15 protein-coding genes are annotated in these 16,573 nt (G+C 73.6%); 7 read left to right on the forward strand and 8 right to left on the reverse strand.

Annotated elements, in window-relative coordinates; genetic code table 11:
- Positions 1–107 precede the first annotated feature (107 nt).
- Positions 108–2,042, forward strand: a complete 1,935-nt coding sequence (locus ACWCO8_RS26205; RefSeq protein ID WP_451034317.1) for a serine/threonine-protein kinase — start codon at positions 108–110, stop codon at positions 2,040–2,042.
- Here ACWCO8_RS26205 and ACWCO8_RS26210 read toward each other — a convergent pair.
- Entirely contained in the window at positions 2,031–2,435 is a 405-nt protein-coding gene (locus tag ACWCO8_RS26210; RefSeq protein WP_451034318.1) for a Zn-ribbon domain-containing OB-fold protein, read from the reverse strand. The two genes, ACWCO8_RS26205 and ACWCO8_RS26210, sit on opposite strands and share 12 nt — an antisense overlap.
- A complete protein-coding gene (locus tag ACWCO8_RS26215; RefSeq protein ID WP_451034319.1) occupies positions 2,435–2,884 on the reverse strand; it encodes a DoxX family membrane protein in 450 nt (149 codons plus the stop codon). The genes ACWCO8_RS26210 and ACWCO8_RS26215 overlap by 1 nt, the downstream gene beginning before the upstream one ends.
- 192 nt (positions 2,885–3,076) lie before the next feature.
- On the opposite strand from ACWCO8_RS26215, the gene ACWCO8_RS26220 reads away from it, so the two are divergent.
- From ACWCO8_RS26220 to ACWCO8_RS26240, 5 genes are all read left to right on the forward strand, one after another.
- Positions 3,077–4,231, forward strand: a complete 1,155-nt coding sequence (locus ACWCO8_RS26220; RefSeq protein WP_451034320.1) for a flavin-containing monooxygenase — start codon at positions 3,077–3,079, stop codon at positions 4,229–4,231.
- 148 nt (positions 4,232–4,379) lie between these two features.
- On the forward strand, positions 4,380–6,611 hold the full coding sequence (locus ACWCO8_RS26225) for an acetate--CoA ligase family protein (RefSeq protein WP_451034321.1): 2,232 nt from the start codon (positions 4,380–4,382) through the stop codon (positions 6,609–6,611).
- A gap of 22 nt (positions 6,612–6,633) precedes the next feature.
- The gene (locus ACWCO8_RS26230) at positions 6,634–7,419 is read left to right on the forward strand and encodes an enoyl-CoA hydratase/isomerase family protein (RefSeq protein ID WP_451034322.1); all 786 of its coding nucleotides are present in this window, start codon (positions 6,634–6,636) and stop codon (positions 7,417–7,419) included.
- A 131-nt stretch (positions 7,420–7,550) separates the two neighbouring features.
- Positions 7,551–8,129 (forward strand): flavin reductase family protein, encoded by a 579-nt coding sequence (locus tag ACWCO8_RS26235; protein WP_451034563.1) that lies wholly within the window; start codon positions 7,551–7,553, stop codon positions 8,127–8,129.
- Between the two features lie 157 nt (positions 8,130–8,286).
- Positions 8,287–8,838 carry a DinB family protein gene (locus ACWCO8_RS26240; RefSeq protein ID WP_451034564.1) on the forward strand — a complete coding sequence of 184 codons (552 nt, stop codon included), beginning with the start codon at positions 8,287–8,289 and terminating at the stop codon, positions 8,836–8,838.
- On the opposite strand, the gene ACWCO8_RS26245 is transcribed toward ACWCO8_RS26240, so the two are convergent.
- The 5 genes from ACWCO8_RS26245 to ACWCO8_RS26265 form a co-directional block, all read right to left on the reverse strand.
- Entirely contained in the window at positions 8,813–10,060 is a 1,248-nt protein-coding gene (locus ACWCO8_RS26245) for an MFS transporter (RefSeq protein WP_451034565.1), read from the reverse strand. The two genes, ACWCO8_RS26240 and ACWCO8_RS26245, sit on opposite strands and share 26 nt — an antisense overlap.
- Before the next feature lie 150 nt (positions 10,061–10,210).
- The gene (locus tag ACWCO8_RS26250) at positions 10,211–11,068 is read right to left on the reverse strand and encodes a hypothetical protein (protein WP_451034323.1); all 858 of its coding nucleotides are present in this window, start codon (positions 11,066–11,068) and stop codon (positions 10,211–10,213) included.
- Positions 11,065–12,258: a DUF2306 domain-containing protein gene (locus tag ACWCO8_RS26255; protein WP_451034324.1), complete on the reverse strand. Its 1,194-nt coding sequence runs from the start codon at positions 12,256–12,258 to the stop codon at positions 11,065–11,067. Before ACWCO8_RS26255 ends, ACWCO8_RS26250 begins: the two co-directional genes overlap by 4 nt.
- Before the next feature lie 108 nt (positions 12,259–12,366).
- Complete coding sequence (locus ACWCO8_RS26260) at positions 12,367–12,882, reverse strand: helix-turn-helix transcriptional regulator (protein ID WP_451034325.1); 516 nt, start codon at positions 12,880–12,882, stop codon at positions 12,367–12,369.
- Positions 12,883–12,956: 74 nt separating this feature from the next.
- The gene (locus ACWCO8_RS26265) at positions 12,957–14,174 is read right to left on the reverse strand and encodes an MFS transporter (protein WP_451034566.1); all 1,218 of its coding nucleotides are present in this window, start codon (positions 14,172–14,174) and stop codon (positions 12,957–12,959) included.
- Between the two features lie 117 nt (positions 14,175–14,291).
- On the opposite strand from ACWCO8_RS26265, the gene ACWCO8_RS26270 reads away from it, so the two are divergent.
- Positions 14,292–15,272: a GlxA family transcriptional regulator gene (locus ACWCO8_RS26270; RefSeq protein WP_451034326.1), complete on the forward strand. Its 981-nt coding sequence runs from the start codon at positions 14,292–14,294 to the stop codon at positions 15,270–15,272.
- A 26-nt stretch (positions 15,273–15,298) separates the two neighbouring features.
- On the opposite strand, the gene ACWCO8_RS26275 is transcribed toward ACWCO8_RS26270, so the two are convergent.
- Entirely contained in the window at positions 15,299–16,555 is a 1,257-nt protein-coding gene (locus tag ACWCO8_RS26275) for an MFS transporter (RefSeq protein ID WP_451034327.1), read from the reverse strand.
- Between the last annotated feature and the right edge of the window lie 18 nt (positions 16,556–16,573).

Genomic DNA, 16,573 nt, shown 5'->3' on the forward strand with positions numbered 1-16,573 from the left:
CCCGGGAAGTTCGCTCCGAAAGCGCCCGCCCCACGCCAACTATCCGTACGATTCTGTGACTTGAAGAGTGGTGCGGAGCGCAGGATAGCCTCGCTATCCTGTTGATCATGCAGGGGGATGCAGACTTCAACGCGCGCTTGGACGGCAGCGGCGCCATACCGCTCGAACCGGGGGACCCCCGGCAGATCGGTGCCTTCAAGCTACTCGGCGTACTCGGCTCCGGAGGCATGGGGCGGGTCTATCTCGGCGCCGTGCCCGGGAAGTTCGCGGCGGTCAAGCGGGTGTTGCCCGTGCTCGCCGAGGACGCCGACTTCCTGAACCACTTCGGGCACGAACTCGACAACCTGGCCCGGCTGCCCGGCGGGGCCAGTGTGCGGCTGCTCGCGAGCGACCGGACGGCGAAGCCGCCGTGGTTCGCGACCGAGTACATCCCCGGCGTCACCCTCAACGAAGCCCTCAGGCTGAACGGCGGGCCGCTGCCCACCGAGGCCCTGTGGCGGCTGCTGCGGGAGGCCGCGGCCGGGCTGCGGGCGGTGCACGCCGCCGACATGGTGCACCGGGACCTCAAGCCGTCCAACGTGATGCTCACCTCCGACGGCCTCTCGCTCATCGACTTCGGTGTCGCGCGCGCGGCGGACCAGAGCCGCCTGACCAGGACCGGCATGGTCATCGGTACGCCCGCGTACATGGCCCCGGAACAGGCGGTCGCCGACCCCCAGTTGACCGGTCGGGCGGACGTCTTCGCCCTCGGCAGCCTGCTGCTGTACGCGGCGACCGGCCGCCCTCCCTTCGGCGACGGCTCCGGGCCCGGCCTGCTCTACCGCGTCGTCCACGCGGACCCCGACTTCGGGCGGCTCGCGGAGACCGCCCCCGCCCTGGCCCACCTCGTCCGCTCCTGCCTCGCCAAGGACCCCGCCGCCCGGCCGACCGCCGCCGAGGTCGTCGAGCTGACGGAGGACTACGCCGACGACACCCCCTGGCCGGCCGCCGTCATGGCGCCCGTCGAGGCACGGGACGCCTTCGCCGCGACCGCGCCCACGGCCGAGGAGCTCGCCGAACTCGCGGGCGACGCGGACGGGGAAGACACCGGGGCGGCCGAAGACATCGGGACCGTCGCGCTCGTCCAGCGCGGGGCCGGCCAGCCCGCCACCGCGGGGGCCGATGTCGCCGCCCCCACCGGCAGGCAGCAGACCCGGCGCAAGCGGTTCGTCATGCTCGCCGTCCCCGTCGTCGTGGCCACCGGCACCACCCTGACCGTCGCCCTCGGCCCGTACCAGATCGGCCGACAGGGCGGGCCCGACGCCTCGGCCGCGGGGCCGCCGTCCGCCTCCGCCTCGCAGTCGGCCTCGCCCGGCACCTCCACGCCGCCGCCCTCGACGACGACCGGAACCCCGTCCGCCTCCGCCACGCCCTCCTCCTCGACCTCGGCCTCGTCCGGGACGCCGTCCCCCTCCGGGCCCGGACCGGACGGTTCCGGTGCTGCGGGCGGCGGTGCGGCGGCCGGCGGCACCGGAACCACACCGGGCAACGGTGGCGGCGGCTCAGCTTCCGGAGGCGGCTCCGAGCCGTCCACCCCGAAGACCACGCGTCCCGCGCCCCCGCCCGCCGGTGGCGGCGGCGGCTCGGGACCCTCGGGGACGTACTCCCTGGAGAACGCCTCCAACGGCAAGTGCCTGGTCGAGTACAACCCGGGCTACGGCATCTTCGCCAACACCCACGATTGCGGTGCCCTGCCCAACAACAGCGGCAGCGCCTCGTACGCCTGGACCTACTCGGCGGGATCGGGCGGCACCTTCCGGCTGGTCAACAAGCACACCGGCCGCTGCCTCCAGGTGGGCGGCAACCCCGGCGGCGTCGGCGTGGCCGCCTGCAACGGCTCCAGTACGCAGACGTGGAAGATCCACGCCACGACGTCCTCCGGCCGGACGATCCAGAACCTGAGCAACGGGGAGTGCCTGAACGTCGGAACGCCGTTCCTGGACACGTACTCCTGCGACTCCAGCAGCCGCGCCCAGCTCTGGCGCAACATCTCACCCGTGTGACGCCGGACCGAAGACGGGGACGGTCGTCTCGCCCTCCGTGCGGAACGTGACCTCCAGGGTCATCCCGATCCGGAGGTCTCCCTCCGCCACCCCCACCACCTCGGTCATCATCCGCGGGCCCTCGGCGAGGTCGACCACCGCCGCCACGTACGGGACGCGCTCGCCGAAGGGTGGGAGGTCGTTGCGGTGGACGACCGACCAGGTGTAGAGCGTGGCCCGGCCGCTCGCGGGCTCCCAGGTCACGTCCTCGCTCCAGCAGTGCGGGCAGAACTCGCGCGGGTAGTGGTGCGCGCGGGCGCAGCCGGCGCAGCGCCTGAGCAGCAGGCGGCCTTCGCCCGCGGCTTCCCAGTAGGGGCGGGTGAAGGCGTCGATGTCGGGGTCGGCGGCCGTCATCAGAAGAGTCCGATCGCGTGGTCGAGGGACCAGGTCTGCCAGGACAGGGCGAAGAGCGCGACGAGCGAGATCAGCGCCATCATCGCGTTCTGCCCCTGCTCGGCCCAGTCGTGGATCATCAGGACGAGGTAGAGGAGGTTGAGGAGCAGGCCGCCGACCAGGGCGATCGGGGTGAGGAAGCCGAAGATCAGGCCGAGGGCCAGGGCGAGTTCGGCGTAGACGACGATGTACGCCATCAGCTTCGGGCGCGGGGCGACGATCGACTCGAAGCCGCGCTTCACGAACGGCCAGCGGTGTTTGCCGGCCACGTCCGCCGCCCACGCTATGCCGGTGCCGCGCTCGAACCAGCCCTTCTTGTCCTTGTGGCGCCAGCTCTCCAGCCACCACAGGCCGAGGCCGATGCGGAGGACGGCGAGCCATTCGGCGCCGGTGAGCCAGACGGTCTGCATCGGCGATACCTGCCCCTCCCGAGATCTGATCTGACGGTACGTCAGTTGTGGACGTCAGTTCAGCGGATGGGGCTCCGGCCGCGCAAGACCCCCGCACGCCTCCATGGATTCCACCCAGGCGTGACCGTTTCGCAACCGAACCCCCTCTTGACCGAGACCCAACAAGTGAGCAGCTCGTTACGCTGAGCACTCATGGTCAACACCCCCCAATCCAGACCCGATCACCCGGTATACGTCATCGGGGGCGGGCCCGGCGGGCTCGCCGTCGCCGCCTCGCTGCGCGCGAAGGGCGTCCGGGCCGTCGTCCTGGAGAAGTCCGACGCGGTCGGCGCCTCCTGGCGCTCGCACTACGACCGGCTGCGGCTGCACACGACCCGCCGGCTCTCCGCGCTCCCGGGCCTCCCGATGCCCCGCTCCTTCGGACGCTGGGTCGCCCGCGCGGACGTCGTGCGATACCTGGAGAAGTACGCCGACGTGCACGAGCTGGAGATCGTGACCGGCGTCGAGGTCGACCGTGTCGAGCGGGCCGGCGAGGACTGGCTGCTGCACGCGACCGGCGGGCGCCGGCTGACCGGGCGGGCCGTGGTCGTCGCCACCGGCTACAACCACACCCCGCGCCTGCCCGAGTGGCCGGGCCTGGACTCGTACGGCGGCGAGCTCGCCCACGCTAGCGCGTACCGCAACCCGGCCCCGTACGCGGGCCGTGACGTCCTCGTCGTCGGCGCCGGGAACACGGGCGCCGAGATCGCGGCCGACCTCGTCGAGGGCGGGGCGGCGCGGGTACGGCTCGCGGTGCGCACGGTCCCGCACATCGTGCGCCGCTCGACGGCCGGGTGGCCCGCCCAGCGCACCGGCATCCTGGTGCGACGGCTTCCGGTACGCCTGGTGGACAAGGCGGGCGAGCTGATGGCGCGCGTCGCCGTACCGGACCTCTCCGAGCACGGGCTGCCCCGCCCCGACACCGGGCTGTACTCGCGGGTGCGCGAGGGGGCGATCCCGGTGCAGGACGTGGGCCTGATCGACGCCGTGCGGCAGGGCAAGGTGGAGATCGTGAGCGCGGTCGCCTCCTTCGACGGCGACAAGGTCGTCCTCGCGGACGGCTCGGCGATCACCCCGGACGCGGTGATCGCGGCGACGGGCTACCGCCGCGCCCTGGAGCCGCTCGTCGGCCACCTCGGCGTCCTGGACGAGCGGGGCCGCCCGACGGTGCACGGGGCGCGGACGCCGCGCGAGGCGCCGGGGCTCTACTTCACCGGGTTCACGAACCCCATCAGCGGGATGCTCCGCGAGATGGCGATCGACGCGGAGCGGATCGCGCGGGCGATCGGGAAGGCGTCCGCCCGGTAGGCGACGCCGGCGATCAGGAAGGCGCGCAAGGCGACAAGCGCTTCCTCTCCCGAGATCCTCACGTCCCGACCATTCCTGACTTGCCGTCAGTTCTGTAATCTGACTGAGCGTCAGGTAATCGTCATGGGCGGAAGGGTGGAGCGGAACGATGCTCGGATCGACTCACGGCACCTTCACCACCGATCTCCGCGCCCGCGTGGTCGCCTGCGGCGAGCACCCCGGGCCGAGCGGTCACGTCGTGCACGGCGTGACCGCCGTCCAGGGCGACGTGGACGTCAGCGGGCGGCCGTTGCACGCGGCCGTGCCGGACCTCGACCGGTTCTTCCGGCCCGGGTCCGTCGCCGTCGTCGGGGCCTCCGACGCCGAGGGGCGGCCCAACACCGGGATCACGCGGCAGCTGATCGCCTGGGCCGAGCGGGTCGGCGCCCGGCTCGTGCCCGTGCACCCGACCCGTACGACCGTGTTTGGGATCGACTGCGTACCGTCCGTCGGCGCGCTCGCCGAACCCGTCGACCTCGCCGTCCTGCTGGTCGCCGACCCGCTCCCCGTGATCGAGGAGCTCGCCGAGGCCAAGGTGAAGTTCGCGGTCGCCTTCGCCTCCGGGTTCGCCGAGACCGGCGACGCGGGGGCCGCCGCGCAGGAACGTCTCACCGACGCCGTACGGCGCTCCGGCATCCGCCTCCTCGGCCCCAACACCAACCTCAACGCCTTCGAGCGGTTCAGGGACGACCTCGACGGGCCCGCGATCGCACTCATCACGCAGTCGGGCCACCAGGGACGGCCCGTCCACACCCTTCAGGAGCTGGGGGTACGGCTCTCCCACTGGGCGCCGACCGGCAACGAGGCCGATCTGGAGACCGCCGACTTCATCTCGTACTTCGCGACCCGGCCCGAGGTGGGGGCCATCGCCTGTTACGTCGAGGGGCTCAAGGACGGCCGCTCCTTCCTCCTCGCCGCCGACCGCGCCGCCCGCGAGGGCGTGCCCGTGGTCGCCGTGAAGGTCGGGCGGACCGAGACCGGCGCACGGATGGCCGCCTCGCACACCGGCAAGCTCACCGGCGCGGACCAGGTCGTGGACGCGGCGATGCGCCAGTACGGCGTGATCCGGGTCGACGGGCTCGACCAACTCCAGGACACCTCCGCCCTGTTGGCCCGCGCGCGCAAGCCGGTCGCGGACGGCGTCGTCGTGTACTCGATCTCCGGCGGCACCGGCGCGCACTTCTCCGACCTGGCCACGGCGGCCGGACTCCACCTGCCCACCCTCCCCGAGGCCAAGCAGGACGAGCTGCACCAGTGGATACCGGAGTACCTGAACGTCGCGAACCCCGTCGACAACGGCGGCCACCCGGTCGGCGACTGGCGCGGCCGGAAGATCATCGACGCGATCCTCGCCGACCCGTCCGTCGGCGTCCTGATCTGCCCCATCACCGGCCCCTTCCCGCCCATGAGCGACAAGCTCGCGCAGGACCTCGTGGAGGCGGCCGAGGCCACCGACAAGCTGGTGTGCGTGGTGTGGGGGTCGCCGGTCGGGACGGAGGCGGCCTACCGGGAGACCCTGCTCGGCTCCTCGCGCGTCGCCACCTTCCGTACGTTCGCCAACTGCATCGGGGCCGTCAAGGCCTACCTCGACCACCACCGCTTCACCACCGCCTACCGCTCCCCCTTCGACGAGGCCCCGCGCACCCCGTCCCCCTCCTTCCGCAAGGCACAGGCCCTGATGCGGCCGGGCCGGCAGCTCAGCGAGCACGCGGCGAAGCAGCTGCTCCGGGCGTACGGGATCCGGGTGCCGCGCGAGCAGCTGGTGACGAGCGCGGCGGCGGCGGTCCGGGCGGCCGGCCTCGTCGGCTACCCGGTCGTGATGAAGGCCTCGGGCGCGCAACTCGCTCACAAGACCGAACTCGGCCTGGTGAAGGTCGGGTTGACCTCGGCGAGCCAGGTCCGGGACGCGTACCGGGAGCTCACCGACATCGCGCGCTACGAAGGGGTGGACCTCGACGGGATCCTGGTCTGCCAGATGGTGGGGCGCGGGGTCGAGATGGTGGTGGGCGTGACCCGCGACCCGCTCTTCGGCCCGACGGTCACGGTGGGGCTCGGGGGCGTCCTGGTGGAGGTCCTGAACGACGCGGCCGTGCGCGTGCCGCCGTTCGGCGAGGACCAGGCCAGGGACATGCTCGGGGAGCTGCGCGGGCAGGCTCTGCTGAAGGGCGTACGGGGAGCTCCGCCGGCGGACGTGGACGCGCTGGTCGAGGTCGTGCTGCGGGTGCAGCGGATGGCCCTCGAGCTGGACGGCGACCTCGCCGAACTGGACATCAACCCGCTGATGGTGCTGCCCCGGGGCCAGGGCGCGGTGGCGCTCGACGCGCTCGCGGTGTGCCGCTGAGGAGACCCTTGAGGAGACCTTCATGACCGACGTCCTGCACACCGTCGAGAACGGCGTCTCGTGGATCACGCTCAACCGGCCCGAGGCGATGAACGCGGTCACCTGGGACCAGCGGGAGCGGATCATCGCGCTGCTCGGGGAGGCCTCGGCCGACCCGGACGTACGGGCGGTGGTCCTGACGGCCACGGGCCGGGGCTTCTGCGCGGGCGCGGACCTGCGGGGCGCGCCCGCGTCCGGGGACCGTGTCCCCGGAGACGTGGCGCGGACGATCCGGCTGGGGGCGCAACGGTTCATCGCGGCGGTCATGGACTGCGAGAAGCCGGTGATCGCGGCGGTCAACGGGACGGCGGCCGGGATCGGGGCACACCTGGCGTTCGCGTGCGACCTGGTGCTCGCGGCGGAACCGGCCAAGTTCATCGAGGTGTTCGTACGCCGGGGCCTCGTACCGGACGGCGGCGGGGCGTACCTGCTCCCCCGGCTGATCGGGCCGCAGCGGGCGAAGGAGCTGATGTTCTTCGGCGACGCGGTGACGGCGCCCGAGGCCAGGGAACTGGGCCTGGTGAACCGGGTGGTGCCGGCCGAGGAGCTGGAGAAGACCGCGCGGGAATGGGCCGAGCGCCTGGCCCAGGGCCCGACGCGGGCGCTCGCGCTCACGAAGCAGCTGGTGAACGCCTCCCTGGACTCCGACCGCACCGCCGCCTTCGCGGCGGAGGCGGCGGCGCAGGAGATCAACATGACGACCCGGGACGCGAACGAGGGCGTGGCGAGCTTCGTCGAGCGGAGGACGGCTCGGTACGAGGGGCGTTGAGCCGCCTCGTACCGGCCCAGCTCACCTCGTACCGGCCCGACCCACCTGTACCGGCCCGGCTCACCTCGTATCGGGGCTTCTCATCTGACGATCCGTCAGCTTCAATGGGAGATGTGATGGGACACGCTGGGATGGCGGCCACCGCCGTCCGATACCTCAGGTCGGCCGGATCGCCGACGGCCGTCGAAGCGCTCCCGCGGCCCCGGCTGCGGGCAGTCGGGGAGGACGAGCGGCTGCTCGTGGACCCCGCCGAGTTCCGGCGCGTGCTCGGGCACTTCGCGAGCGGGGTCACCGTCGTGACGGCCCTCGATCCCGACGGCCCGACCGGCTTCGCCTGCCAGTCGTTCGCGTCGCTCTCCCTCGACCCGCCCCTGGTGGCCTTCATGGTCGCCCGTACGTCGACGACCTGGCCCCGGCTCGCCCGGGCGGGCGTCTTCTGCGTGAACGTCCTGGGCGCGGACCAGCGGGAGCTGTGCCTGGGCTTCGCGAAGAGCGGCGCGGACAAGTTCGCGGGCGTGCCCTACGACGCCGCCCCGGCGACGGGCTCCCCCCGCCTGACCGGCGCCCCGGCCTGGATCGACTGCACGATCGCCACCGTCCACACGGGCGGCGACCACCTGATCGTAGTGGGCCGGGTGGAGGCCCTGGGCGCGGGCGAGGGCGAACCGCTGCTGTTCCACCGGGGGCGCTTCGGGCGGTTCAGCGGGTAGAACCTCAGGCCGCGGCGCTGCGGCGGGCGCGGAGCGGCAAGGCGACTCCCGCCCTGCCCCGGGCCGAGCAGCGGAAGGGCGAACTTCCTGGTGGCTGCACGGCGATCGGGCACCCTGGCTAAGGTCAGCGTCCATGACCCAGAACACGACCGAAGCCATGACCGAGACCGCGGCCGAAGCCTGGCCCGAACCCCCGCTCGCCGGCAGTGAGGCGGCCGCCGTCATCGGCGCGCTCGAACGCCAGCGGGCCACGCTGGCCTGGAAGTGCTCCGGCCTGGACGCCGCCGGCCTGCGCGCCACCGTCGGCGCGTCCGCCGTCACGCTGGGCGGCCTGCTCAAGCACCTGGCGCACATCGAGGACAGCCACTTCGCCCGGCTGTGGCTCGGCTCGCCCGTCGGCGCGCCCTGGGACGCCGTCGACTGGGAGACCACGCCCGACTGGGACTACCGTTCCGCCGCCGACGACTCCCCCGAGCAGCTGCTCGCCCTCTGGCGGGAGTCGGTCGCCCGTTCCCGTGCCGTCGTCGACGAGGCGCTCCGCACGGGCGGCCTCGACCAGCTCGGCGCCTTCACCACCCGGAGCGGCGAACGCCCCAACCTCCGCCGCATCCTCCTGGACCTCGTCGAGGAGTACGCCCGCCACGCCGGTCACGCCGACCTCATCCGCGAATCCGTCGACGGGCTCACGGGCGAGGACCCGCCTCGGTGACCAAAGTGGGCCGGCGGCGGATGACCAGGGCCATCAGGGCCGCTGCCGCGCAGAGGGCGCCCGAGGCGTACCAGACGACGTCGTAGGAGCCGAAGACGTCACGGGCCACGCCGCCCGCGAAGGCGACGGCCGCGGCGCCGACCTGGTGGGAGGCGAGGACCCAGCCGAAAACGATCGCGCTGTCCTCGCCGTAGTGCTCGCGGCACAGGGCGATCGTCGGCGGGACGGTGGCCACCCAGTCAAGGCCGTAGAAGACGATGAAGAAGAGCATCGGCGGGTGGACCGTGGGCGCGAGCAGCATCGGCAGGAAGAGCAGGGACACGCCCCGCAGCGCGTAGTACACCGCCAGCAGGCGGCGCGCGTCGAAGCGGTCCGTGAACCAGCCCGAGGCGATCGTGCCGACGACGTCGAAGACCCCGATCACGGCGAGCAGCCCGGCCGCCGCGGTGATCGGCATGCCGTGGTCGTGGGCGGCCGGTACGAAGTGGGTCTTCACCAGGCCGTTCGTCGAGGCCCCGCAGATCGCGAACGTACCGGCGAGGAGCCAGAACGGGCCCGTACGGGCCGCCTTGAGGAGGACCGTCACGGCCCGCCGCGCCGCGCCCGTGACCGGGGCGGGCTTGGGGACGTACTCCCCGCCGTACGGGGCGAGGCCCACGTCCGCCGGGTGGTCACGGAGCAGCAGCCAGACGAAGGGGACGACCGCGAGCGCGGAGAGCGCGACGGTCACGGCCGCCGGGCGCCAGCCCTCGTTCTCGACCAGCCAGGAGAGCAGCGGCAGGAAGACCAGCTGGCCCGACGCGCCGGCCGCCGTCAGGATGCCGGTCACCAGGCCGCGCCGGGCCACGAACCACCGGTTCGTCACCGTCGCCGCGAAGGCGAGCGCCATGGAGCCGCTGCCGAGACCGACCAGGATGCCCCAGTACAGGACGAGTTGCCACGGTTCCGTCATCCACACCGTGAGCACCGAGCCGAGCGCGATCACGCTCAGCGCGACCGCGACGACCTTGCGGATGCCGAAGCGGTCCATCAGCGCGGCGGCGAACGGCGCCGTCAGGCCGTAGAGCGCGAGGTTCACCGACACCGCGAAGCCGATCGTGCCGCGCGACCAGTCGAACTCGCCGTGCAGCGGCTCGATCAGCAGCCCCGGCAGCGAGGCGAAGGCCGCCGCCCCGATGATCGTGACGAAGGTGACGACCGCCACGAACCACGCGCGGTGGATGCGGGGTGTGCGGGAGGACTTGGAGGTGGGGGTGGGGGTGGGGGTGAGCGGCGCGTTGGTGTTGGTTGTCTGGGGCACGTCACACAGCTTCCTGGGACGCACCCCTCCCCACCATTGGCCCGAATGACAGCTTTCGCAAGGATCGGGACATCAGACCGCCCGCTCGGCCGCTGCCCGTCCCCACAGCGTCCTGCCCGTCACTCCGGTCACCAGCAGGCCCGCGAGCAGCACGACCAGCGAGAGCCCCGGGCCCGACGACCACCGCACGTCCGGCGCGTGGACGGCGAGGACTGCGCCCGCCGCGAGCGCCACGGAGGGGACGGCGAGGAGGGCCGGGCGGAGGCGGGCCAGGTCGTCCTCGGCCAGCGCGCCGAGTACGCCGACTCCGAGCGAGAGCGCCCACACCCCCAGGCCCTGCGCGTCGGCGCGGTTCACCGGCCACGGTACGAAGGCGGACCAGAAGCCCGGAAGGACCAGCAGGCCCGCGCCGATGCCCGACCACCCCGAGCCGAGGACGGCGAGCGCCGGCTTCGACCAGCCGGGGAGCGGGGCCGCGCGCTCCGGTGACCCGGAGCGCGGTCGCCGGTACTGGAGTACGAGACACAGCACCGCCCAAGCGGCGAGCGCCCCGAGCGTCGCGACCCAGCCGAGGCTGAAGAGGACGAGGAAGAGCGAGCCACCCCGCGCCACCCACAGCGCCTCGCCGTTGACCACGCTCACCACGAACAGGCCCACGAGCACGACCGCCAAGGGCAGGACGAGCGTCCGCGCCTCCTCCCAGACGCGCGCCCGGCCGACCGTGAACAGCGCGGGCGCCACGCCCACCATCGCCGCCCCGACGAGCCCGGGGCTGAGCGCCTCGGGAGAGGTCCAGGCACCGGCCGCGTACCCGACCATGCTCGCCACGGCGAGCAGCGCGCCCACCATGAGGCTCACGACGGCCACGACGTTCGCCAACAGCACGATGCCCGGGGCCAGTTCGCGCCCCGCACTCGCCGCTCGGGTCATGCCTTCACCGCCGTCTCCGCCGCCCCTGCTGCCTCCGCCGTCTCCGCGTCCTCCCCCGCCCGCGACCGCGTCCGCCGCGCGAGCACCTCGCGGCCGTGCATCACCCGCAGGCTCACCATCCACGCCGCCGCGAAGGCCATGACCCCGCAGCCGATGGCCACGCCCGCGACGAGGGACGTCCACGCGTCGAGGTGGACGAGCCGCTCCAGTACGAGCGTCGCGCCCGCCGAGAAGACCGGGGCCAGGCAGAGCGCGGCAAGGTGCAGCCGCCACTCCTCGCGCGGCCACGCGGCGCCCCGCCGCCCCGCGCGCACGTGCCGGGCGGCCATGACCGCGTACGTCACCGCGTACGGGACCAGGTACCCGAGCAGCAGCCGGGGCCCCTCCGGTCCCGGGCCGCCCAAGAGGGCGAAGGTGATCCAGGCGAGCCCCACCGCGCCCGCCACGTGCGCGGCGACGAGGACGGGCGTCGGGCACCAGGTGCCCTCGACGCCGGGGACGGTGGTCCGCCGGTCGAGGGCGCGCGAGGCGAGCAGCGCCCCGAACACGACCACGGAGCCCAGGTGCATGACCGCGATCCGGTTGATCTCGGCCATGGAGAGACCGGGGAACAGCCAGGGCAAGCCGCCCCATTCGAGCCGGAGCAGGGGCGCGGTCATCAGGTAGCCGTAGCAGAGCAGCATCCACCGCTGGTGCAGGTCCGGGAAGCGGGCGAGGGCGGCGAGGACACCGAGGGTCACGCTGCCCACGGTGCCGACGAGGATCGTGGCGAGGACGACCCAGAACGCGGCGCCGCTGAACGCGTCCTCCGGTGCCGTACGGGCCAGATAGACCGCGGCGCCCGCCATCGAGGCGTACACGGTGACCGCGAACACGGTCCCGGCGACCCGGTGCAGCCGACGCCTGCGGCGGACGGCCGAGAGGTACTGGACCGGGCCGAGCAGCATGAGCAGGCCGCCCAGGACCGAATGGACGATCAGCGGGACGAGGCTGCGGCCGTACGGTCCGATCCGGTCCTTCACGACCTCGGCGACGTACTCCGGCGACACCATCCGGCCCATGATCCACTCGCCGAAGGCGGGCGCCCCAGGCGAGGCGTACGGCCACAACTGGGTCATGGCGACCGGCGCGTACGCCACACAGCTCACGGTCACCGCGACGACGGCGACCCTCCCCCACCGCACATCCATCAGCCGCTCCCTCGCGCCTTCGCGGATAGTCCTTTCTGGACTATGGAGGAAGGTAGAGGCGGGTGTTACCGGCGGTCAACGGTCTGTACGAAGGTCAGGACACGAAGGTCAGGACTCGCGCTCTTCGACCCACCGCCAGAAATCGACCATCATCCGCTCGTACCGGATCCCGAACTCCAGCGCCTCCCGCTGCCCCCGCGTCAGCAGCTCCCCCACGCTCTCCGCGAGCCCCTCGTACTCGTCCAGGGTCCGCCGGTGCTCCTCGACCTGGACCGGGGCGTGCACGCGCGGGCTGGCCCCGAACCAGAGCTTGAGGATGCCCCGTTCGCGCGCCTCGACCGGGACGAAGGCGGGGTCGGCGAGCCAGCCGGCCAGGGCCTCCGCGCCCGCCTCCGTGAGCCGCATCAGGCGCCGGTTCCGCCCGCCCGGCTGCCGCGCCTCGGAGAGCAGGCCGGCCTCCACGAGGCGGTCGCACTGGGCGTAGACCTGCGCGTGCGGCATCGACCAGAAGGGCGCCACCGTGCGCGCCGCCTCCACCTTCACGTCGTACGGGCTGGCCTCGCCGAGCTTGTCGATGATGCCGAGCACGAGGTACGAGGGCGTGGTCAACCGGACTTCAGACATGCGGGGACCGTACCGGCAGTCACGGGGGCCACGCCCGGGGCAGCGTCCTGCCTACGCCCGGGGCAGCGTCCCGGCTACGCCCGGGGCAGCGTCCTGATCGGCCGGACCACCAGCAGGGCCACCACCACCAGGGCCGCGATCACCGCCCCCGCCAGCAGGACCTCCTCCGTGCCGACCGCCTCCGCGACCGGGCCCGCGAGCGCCCGGCCCGCGGCCATCATCAGGAGCGAGCCCGCCACTTCGTACGCGTGCATCCGGTTCAGCGCGTCCTGCGGGACGTGCGTCTGGACCGACGTCGACCACATCACCAGCCAGAACGCGAAGGCCGCGCCGCCCAGGAACTGCCCGAGCGCGAGTACGGCGACGGGCGCGCCGAAGCCGAGCAGGGCGAGGTTGACCGGCAGGCCGAGGAGGGCGACCGCGCCCGCCGCGAGCGGGCGGCGGGGCCGCAGCCGCAGGGCGAGCAGCCCGCCGGCCGCGTTGCCCGCGCCCGCGACGGCCATCAGCCAGCCGTACGTGGCCGAGCCGTGGTCGCCGGTCACCAGGGTCGCGGTCAGCGGCACCATCGGCCCGGCAACGGTGAACCCGTACACCGTCCAGATCGCGATCACGCCCCACAGCCACCTGCGGGCCGTGAACTCCCGCCAGCCGACGGCCATCTCGGCCCGCAGCGAGCCGCGCCGGACCGAGTCGGCGGGCAGGGCGGGGAGGCGCATCAGGGTGAGGCAGACCGCGCTGACGGCGAAGGTCGCGCCGTTGAGGCCGAAGGCGGCGCCCGCGCCGCCGGTGAGCGCGACGAGGACGCCCGCGACGGCCGGTCCCGCCATGGTCATCAGCGACTCGACGACCCGCAGCACGGCGTTGGCGCGCTGCACGTCGGGGGCGATGCGCGGGATCGTGGACGCGACTCCGGGCTGGAAGAGCGCGGCGCCGATGCCGCTGAGGGCACTGAGCGCGTACACCGCCCAGAGGGGCGGGCTGCCGAGGCCGAAGGCGACGGCGAGGACGGCCGCGCCGGGCAGCCGCATCAGGTCGGCGAGGACCATCATGCGGCGGGCCGTGAACCGGTCGGCAAGGACCCCGCCGACGATGACGAACAGCGCGAAGGGCCCGATCCAGGCGCCGAGCGCGTAGCCGACGGAGGAGCCGGGGTACCCGGCGCCGAGCAGTCCGGCGGCGAGGGCGACGGGCACCATGCCCTCGCCGAAGACGGCGGCGGCGCGGGCGACGAAGAAGAGCCGGAAGTCGCGGTTCCAGAGGGCGGGGGCCTCGACAGGAATGGTGCCGGGAATGGCGGCCCGGCCGCCAGACTTGTACTCGTCGAAGTGGTCGCGGCTGTCGGTCTGCTTGTCCGTCGTCACGGCTCCGACTTCTAGCAGCAAATGGTCTGGACCACCAAGGGATTTTCCGTGCCGCACCGTATCGCCGTCCTGGCCCTGCCCGGCCTCCTCCCCTTCGAGCTGGGCATTCCCCACCGGATCTTCGGCCGCGCCAAGGACGCCGCGGGCCGGCCGCTGTACGAGATCGTCACCTGCGCGCCGGTCGCGGGCCCGGTCCCGACGGACGCGGACTTCGCGATCCAGGTGGAGCACGGCCCGGAGGCGCTCGCCACCGCGGACACGGTCGTCGTGCCCGCCTCGTACGAACTGGGCCCGGTGTACGACGAGGGCCGGCTGACCGACGAGCTCGCGGCCGCGCTCGCGCACATCCGGCCCGGGACCCGGCTCGTCTCCATCTGCACGGGCGGGTACGTCCTCGCCGCCGCCGGGTACCTCGACGGGCGGCCCGCCACCACGCACTGGGCCTCGGCCGCGCACTTCCAGCGGCTCTTCCCGAAGGTGCGGGTCGACGCGGACGTCCTCTTCGTCGACGACGGGGACGTGCTGACCTCGGCGGGCGTCGCGGCCGGGATCGACCTGTGCCTGCACATCGTGCGCCGGGACCACGGGAGCGCCGTCGCCAACGAGGTCGCCCGCAGGACCGTCGTACCGCCGCACCGGGACGGCGGGCAGGCCCAGTACATCGAGCGGCCGCTCCCCGAGGCCGGGGCGTCGACGACGACCTCGGCGCGGGCCTGGGCGCTCGCGCATCTGCACGAGCCGATCGTGCTGCGGGACCTGGCGGTGCGGGAGTCGATGAGCGTACGGACGTTCACGCGCCGGTTCCGCGAGGAGGTCGGCATCAGCCCCGGTCAGTGGCTGACCCAGCAGCGCGTCGAACGGGCCCGCCACCTCCTGGAGTCCACGGACCTGCCGGTCGACCAGGTCGCCCGCGACGCCGGCTTCGGCACACCGCAGTCGCTGCGGTCCCACCTCCAGTCGGCGATCGGCGTCACACCGACGACCTACCGGCGCACGTTCCGGACGGGTGCGGCGGCGAGCCCGGCCTGATCCGAACGAAAGGCCCGAGACACCCCCTAGGCACCGGCGGTACGCGCGGAGTCGGCACCGGAGCGGTCCGGGCATGCCGCGTCGCGAGCGCCTTCATCCGCCGCACGCGCGTCCAGGCGGGCCCTGCGCCACTCGCCCGCCGCGCCGATGGCGGTCAGGAGCAGGGTCAGGGCGACGCCGCAGAGGATCGCCGTGGAGGGGGCGACGACCTTCAGGAGGCCGCCGGCGAGGGTGCCGCTCGCGGCGTAACCGGCGCCGACGGCCGCGTACATCACGGAGTAGCCGGCGGCCAGGGCGTTCGGCGGGAGGATCTGGCGGAGGGCCAGGTTGCGGGAGAGCATCGCCGGCGCCTGGAGCAGGCCGGCGAGAACGAGGGCGGTCGCGATGGCGCCCGCCCAGGGCAGGACGGCGACGAGCGCGACACCCGTGGAGACGCCCAGGATGAGGAGGGCGCTCTGTACGGGCAGCGAGCCGGGCCAGCCGCTGCGGAGCCCGTACACGAACGCGCCGACCGCCGAGCCGATCGAGAACCCGGCGAGCAGGGGCCCCGCCCAGCCGATCCCGATCGCCCGCTGTTCCAGGAGCGCGGGGAGGATCAGCTCGGCGAGGGCGAGCAGAGTCAGACTGGCCGCGCCCGTGACGTAGACGGGCCAGGCGCGTACGAGGACGCGGCGCATCGGCTCGCCGGGGCCGCCCTTCGACTCGACGTGCCAGCCGGCGGGCAGCGCCCAGAGCCCGGCGACGGCGGCGGCCATCAACCCGCCCTGGAGCAGCAGCGGTACACCCGGGCCGACGCCGAGGGCGAGGCCGGTCGCGAGGGCGGGGGCGGCGGCCCAGATGCCGAAGGTGAGGACGGACTCCATGGAGAGGGCCTGGGTGACGGCCTTCTCCGGGACCATCCCGGTCAGCAGCGCGCGCAGCCCGCCGGGGGCGGCGCCGGGGCCCGCGCCCGCGAGGAAGGCGAGGGCGCCGAGGACGACGGGGTGCGCGGTCCCGGCGAGCCCGAGGCCGAGGCCTGTGAAGGCGACGGCGCCGACCGCGAGGCCGACGGCGAGGTGCGGCCGGGCCCGTTCGGCGTCGAGGCGGATGCCGAGGACGGGCGCGGCGACGATCTCGCCGAGGACGTACGTGGCGGCGAGTACGGCTCCGAGGGTGTAGCCCCCGGGCCGCTCGCGGACCAGGAACACGAGCGCGAGCGGCGCCATCGCGACCGGCAGCCGGGCCGCGACGGCGACGGCCGACCAGACGAGGACGGGGCGGGTGACGATGTCGCGGTAGGCCATGACCCTGACCGTAGTGAA

The sequence above is a fragment of the Streptomyces sp. NPDC001927 genome (assembly GCF_053594455.1).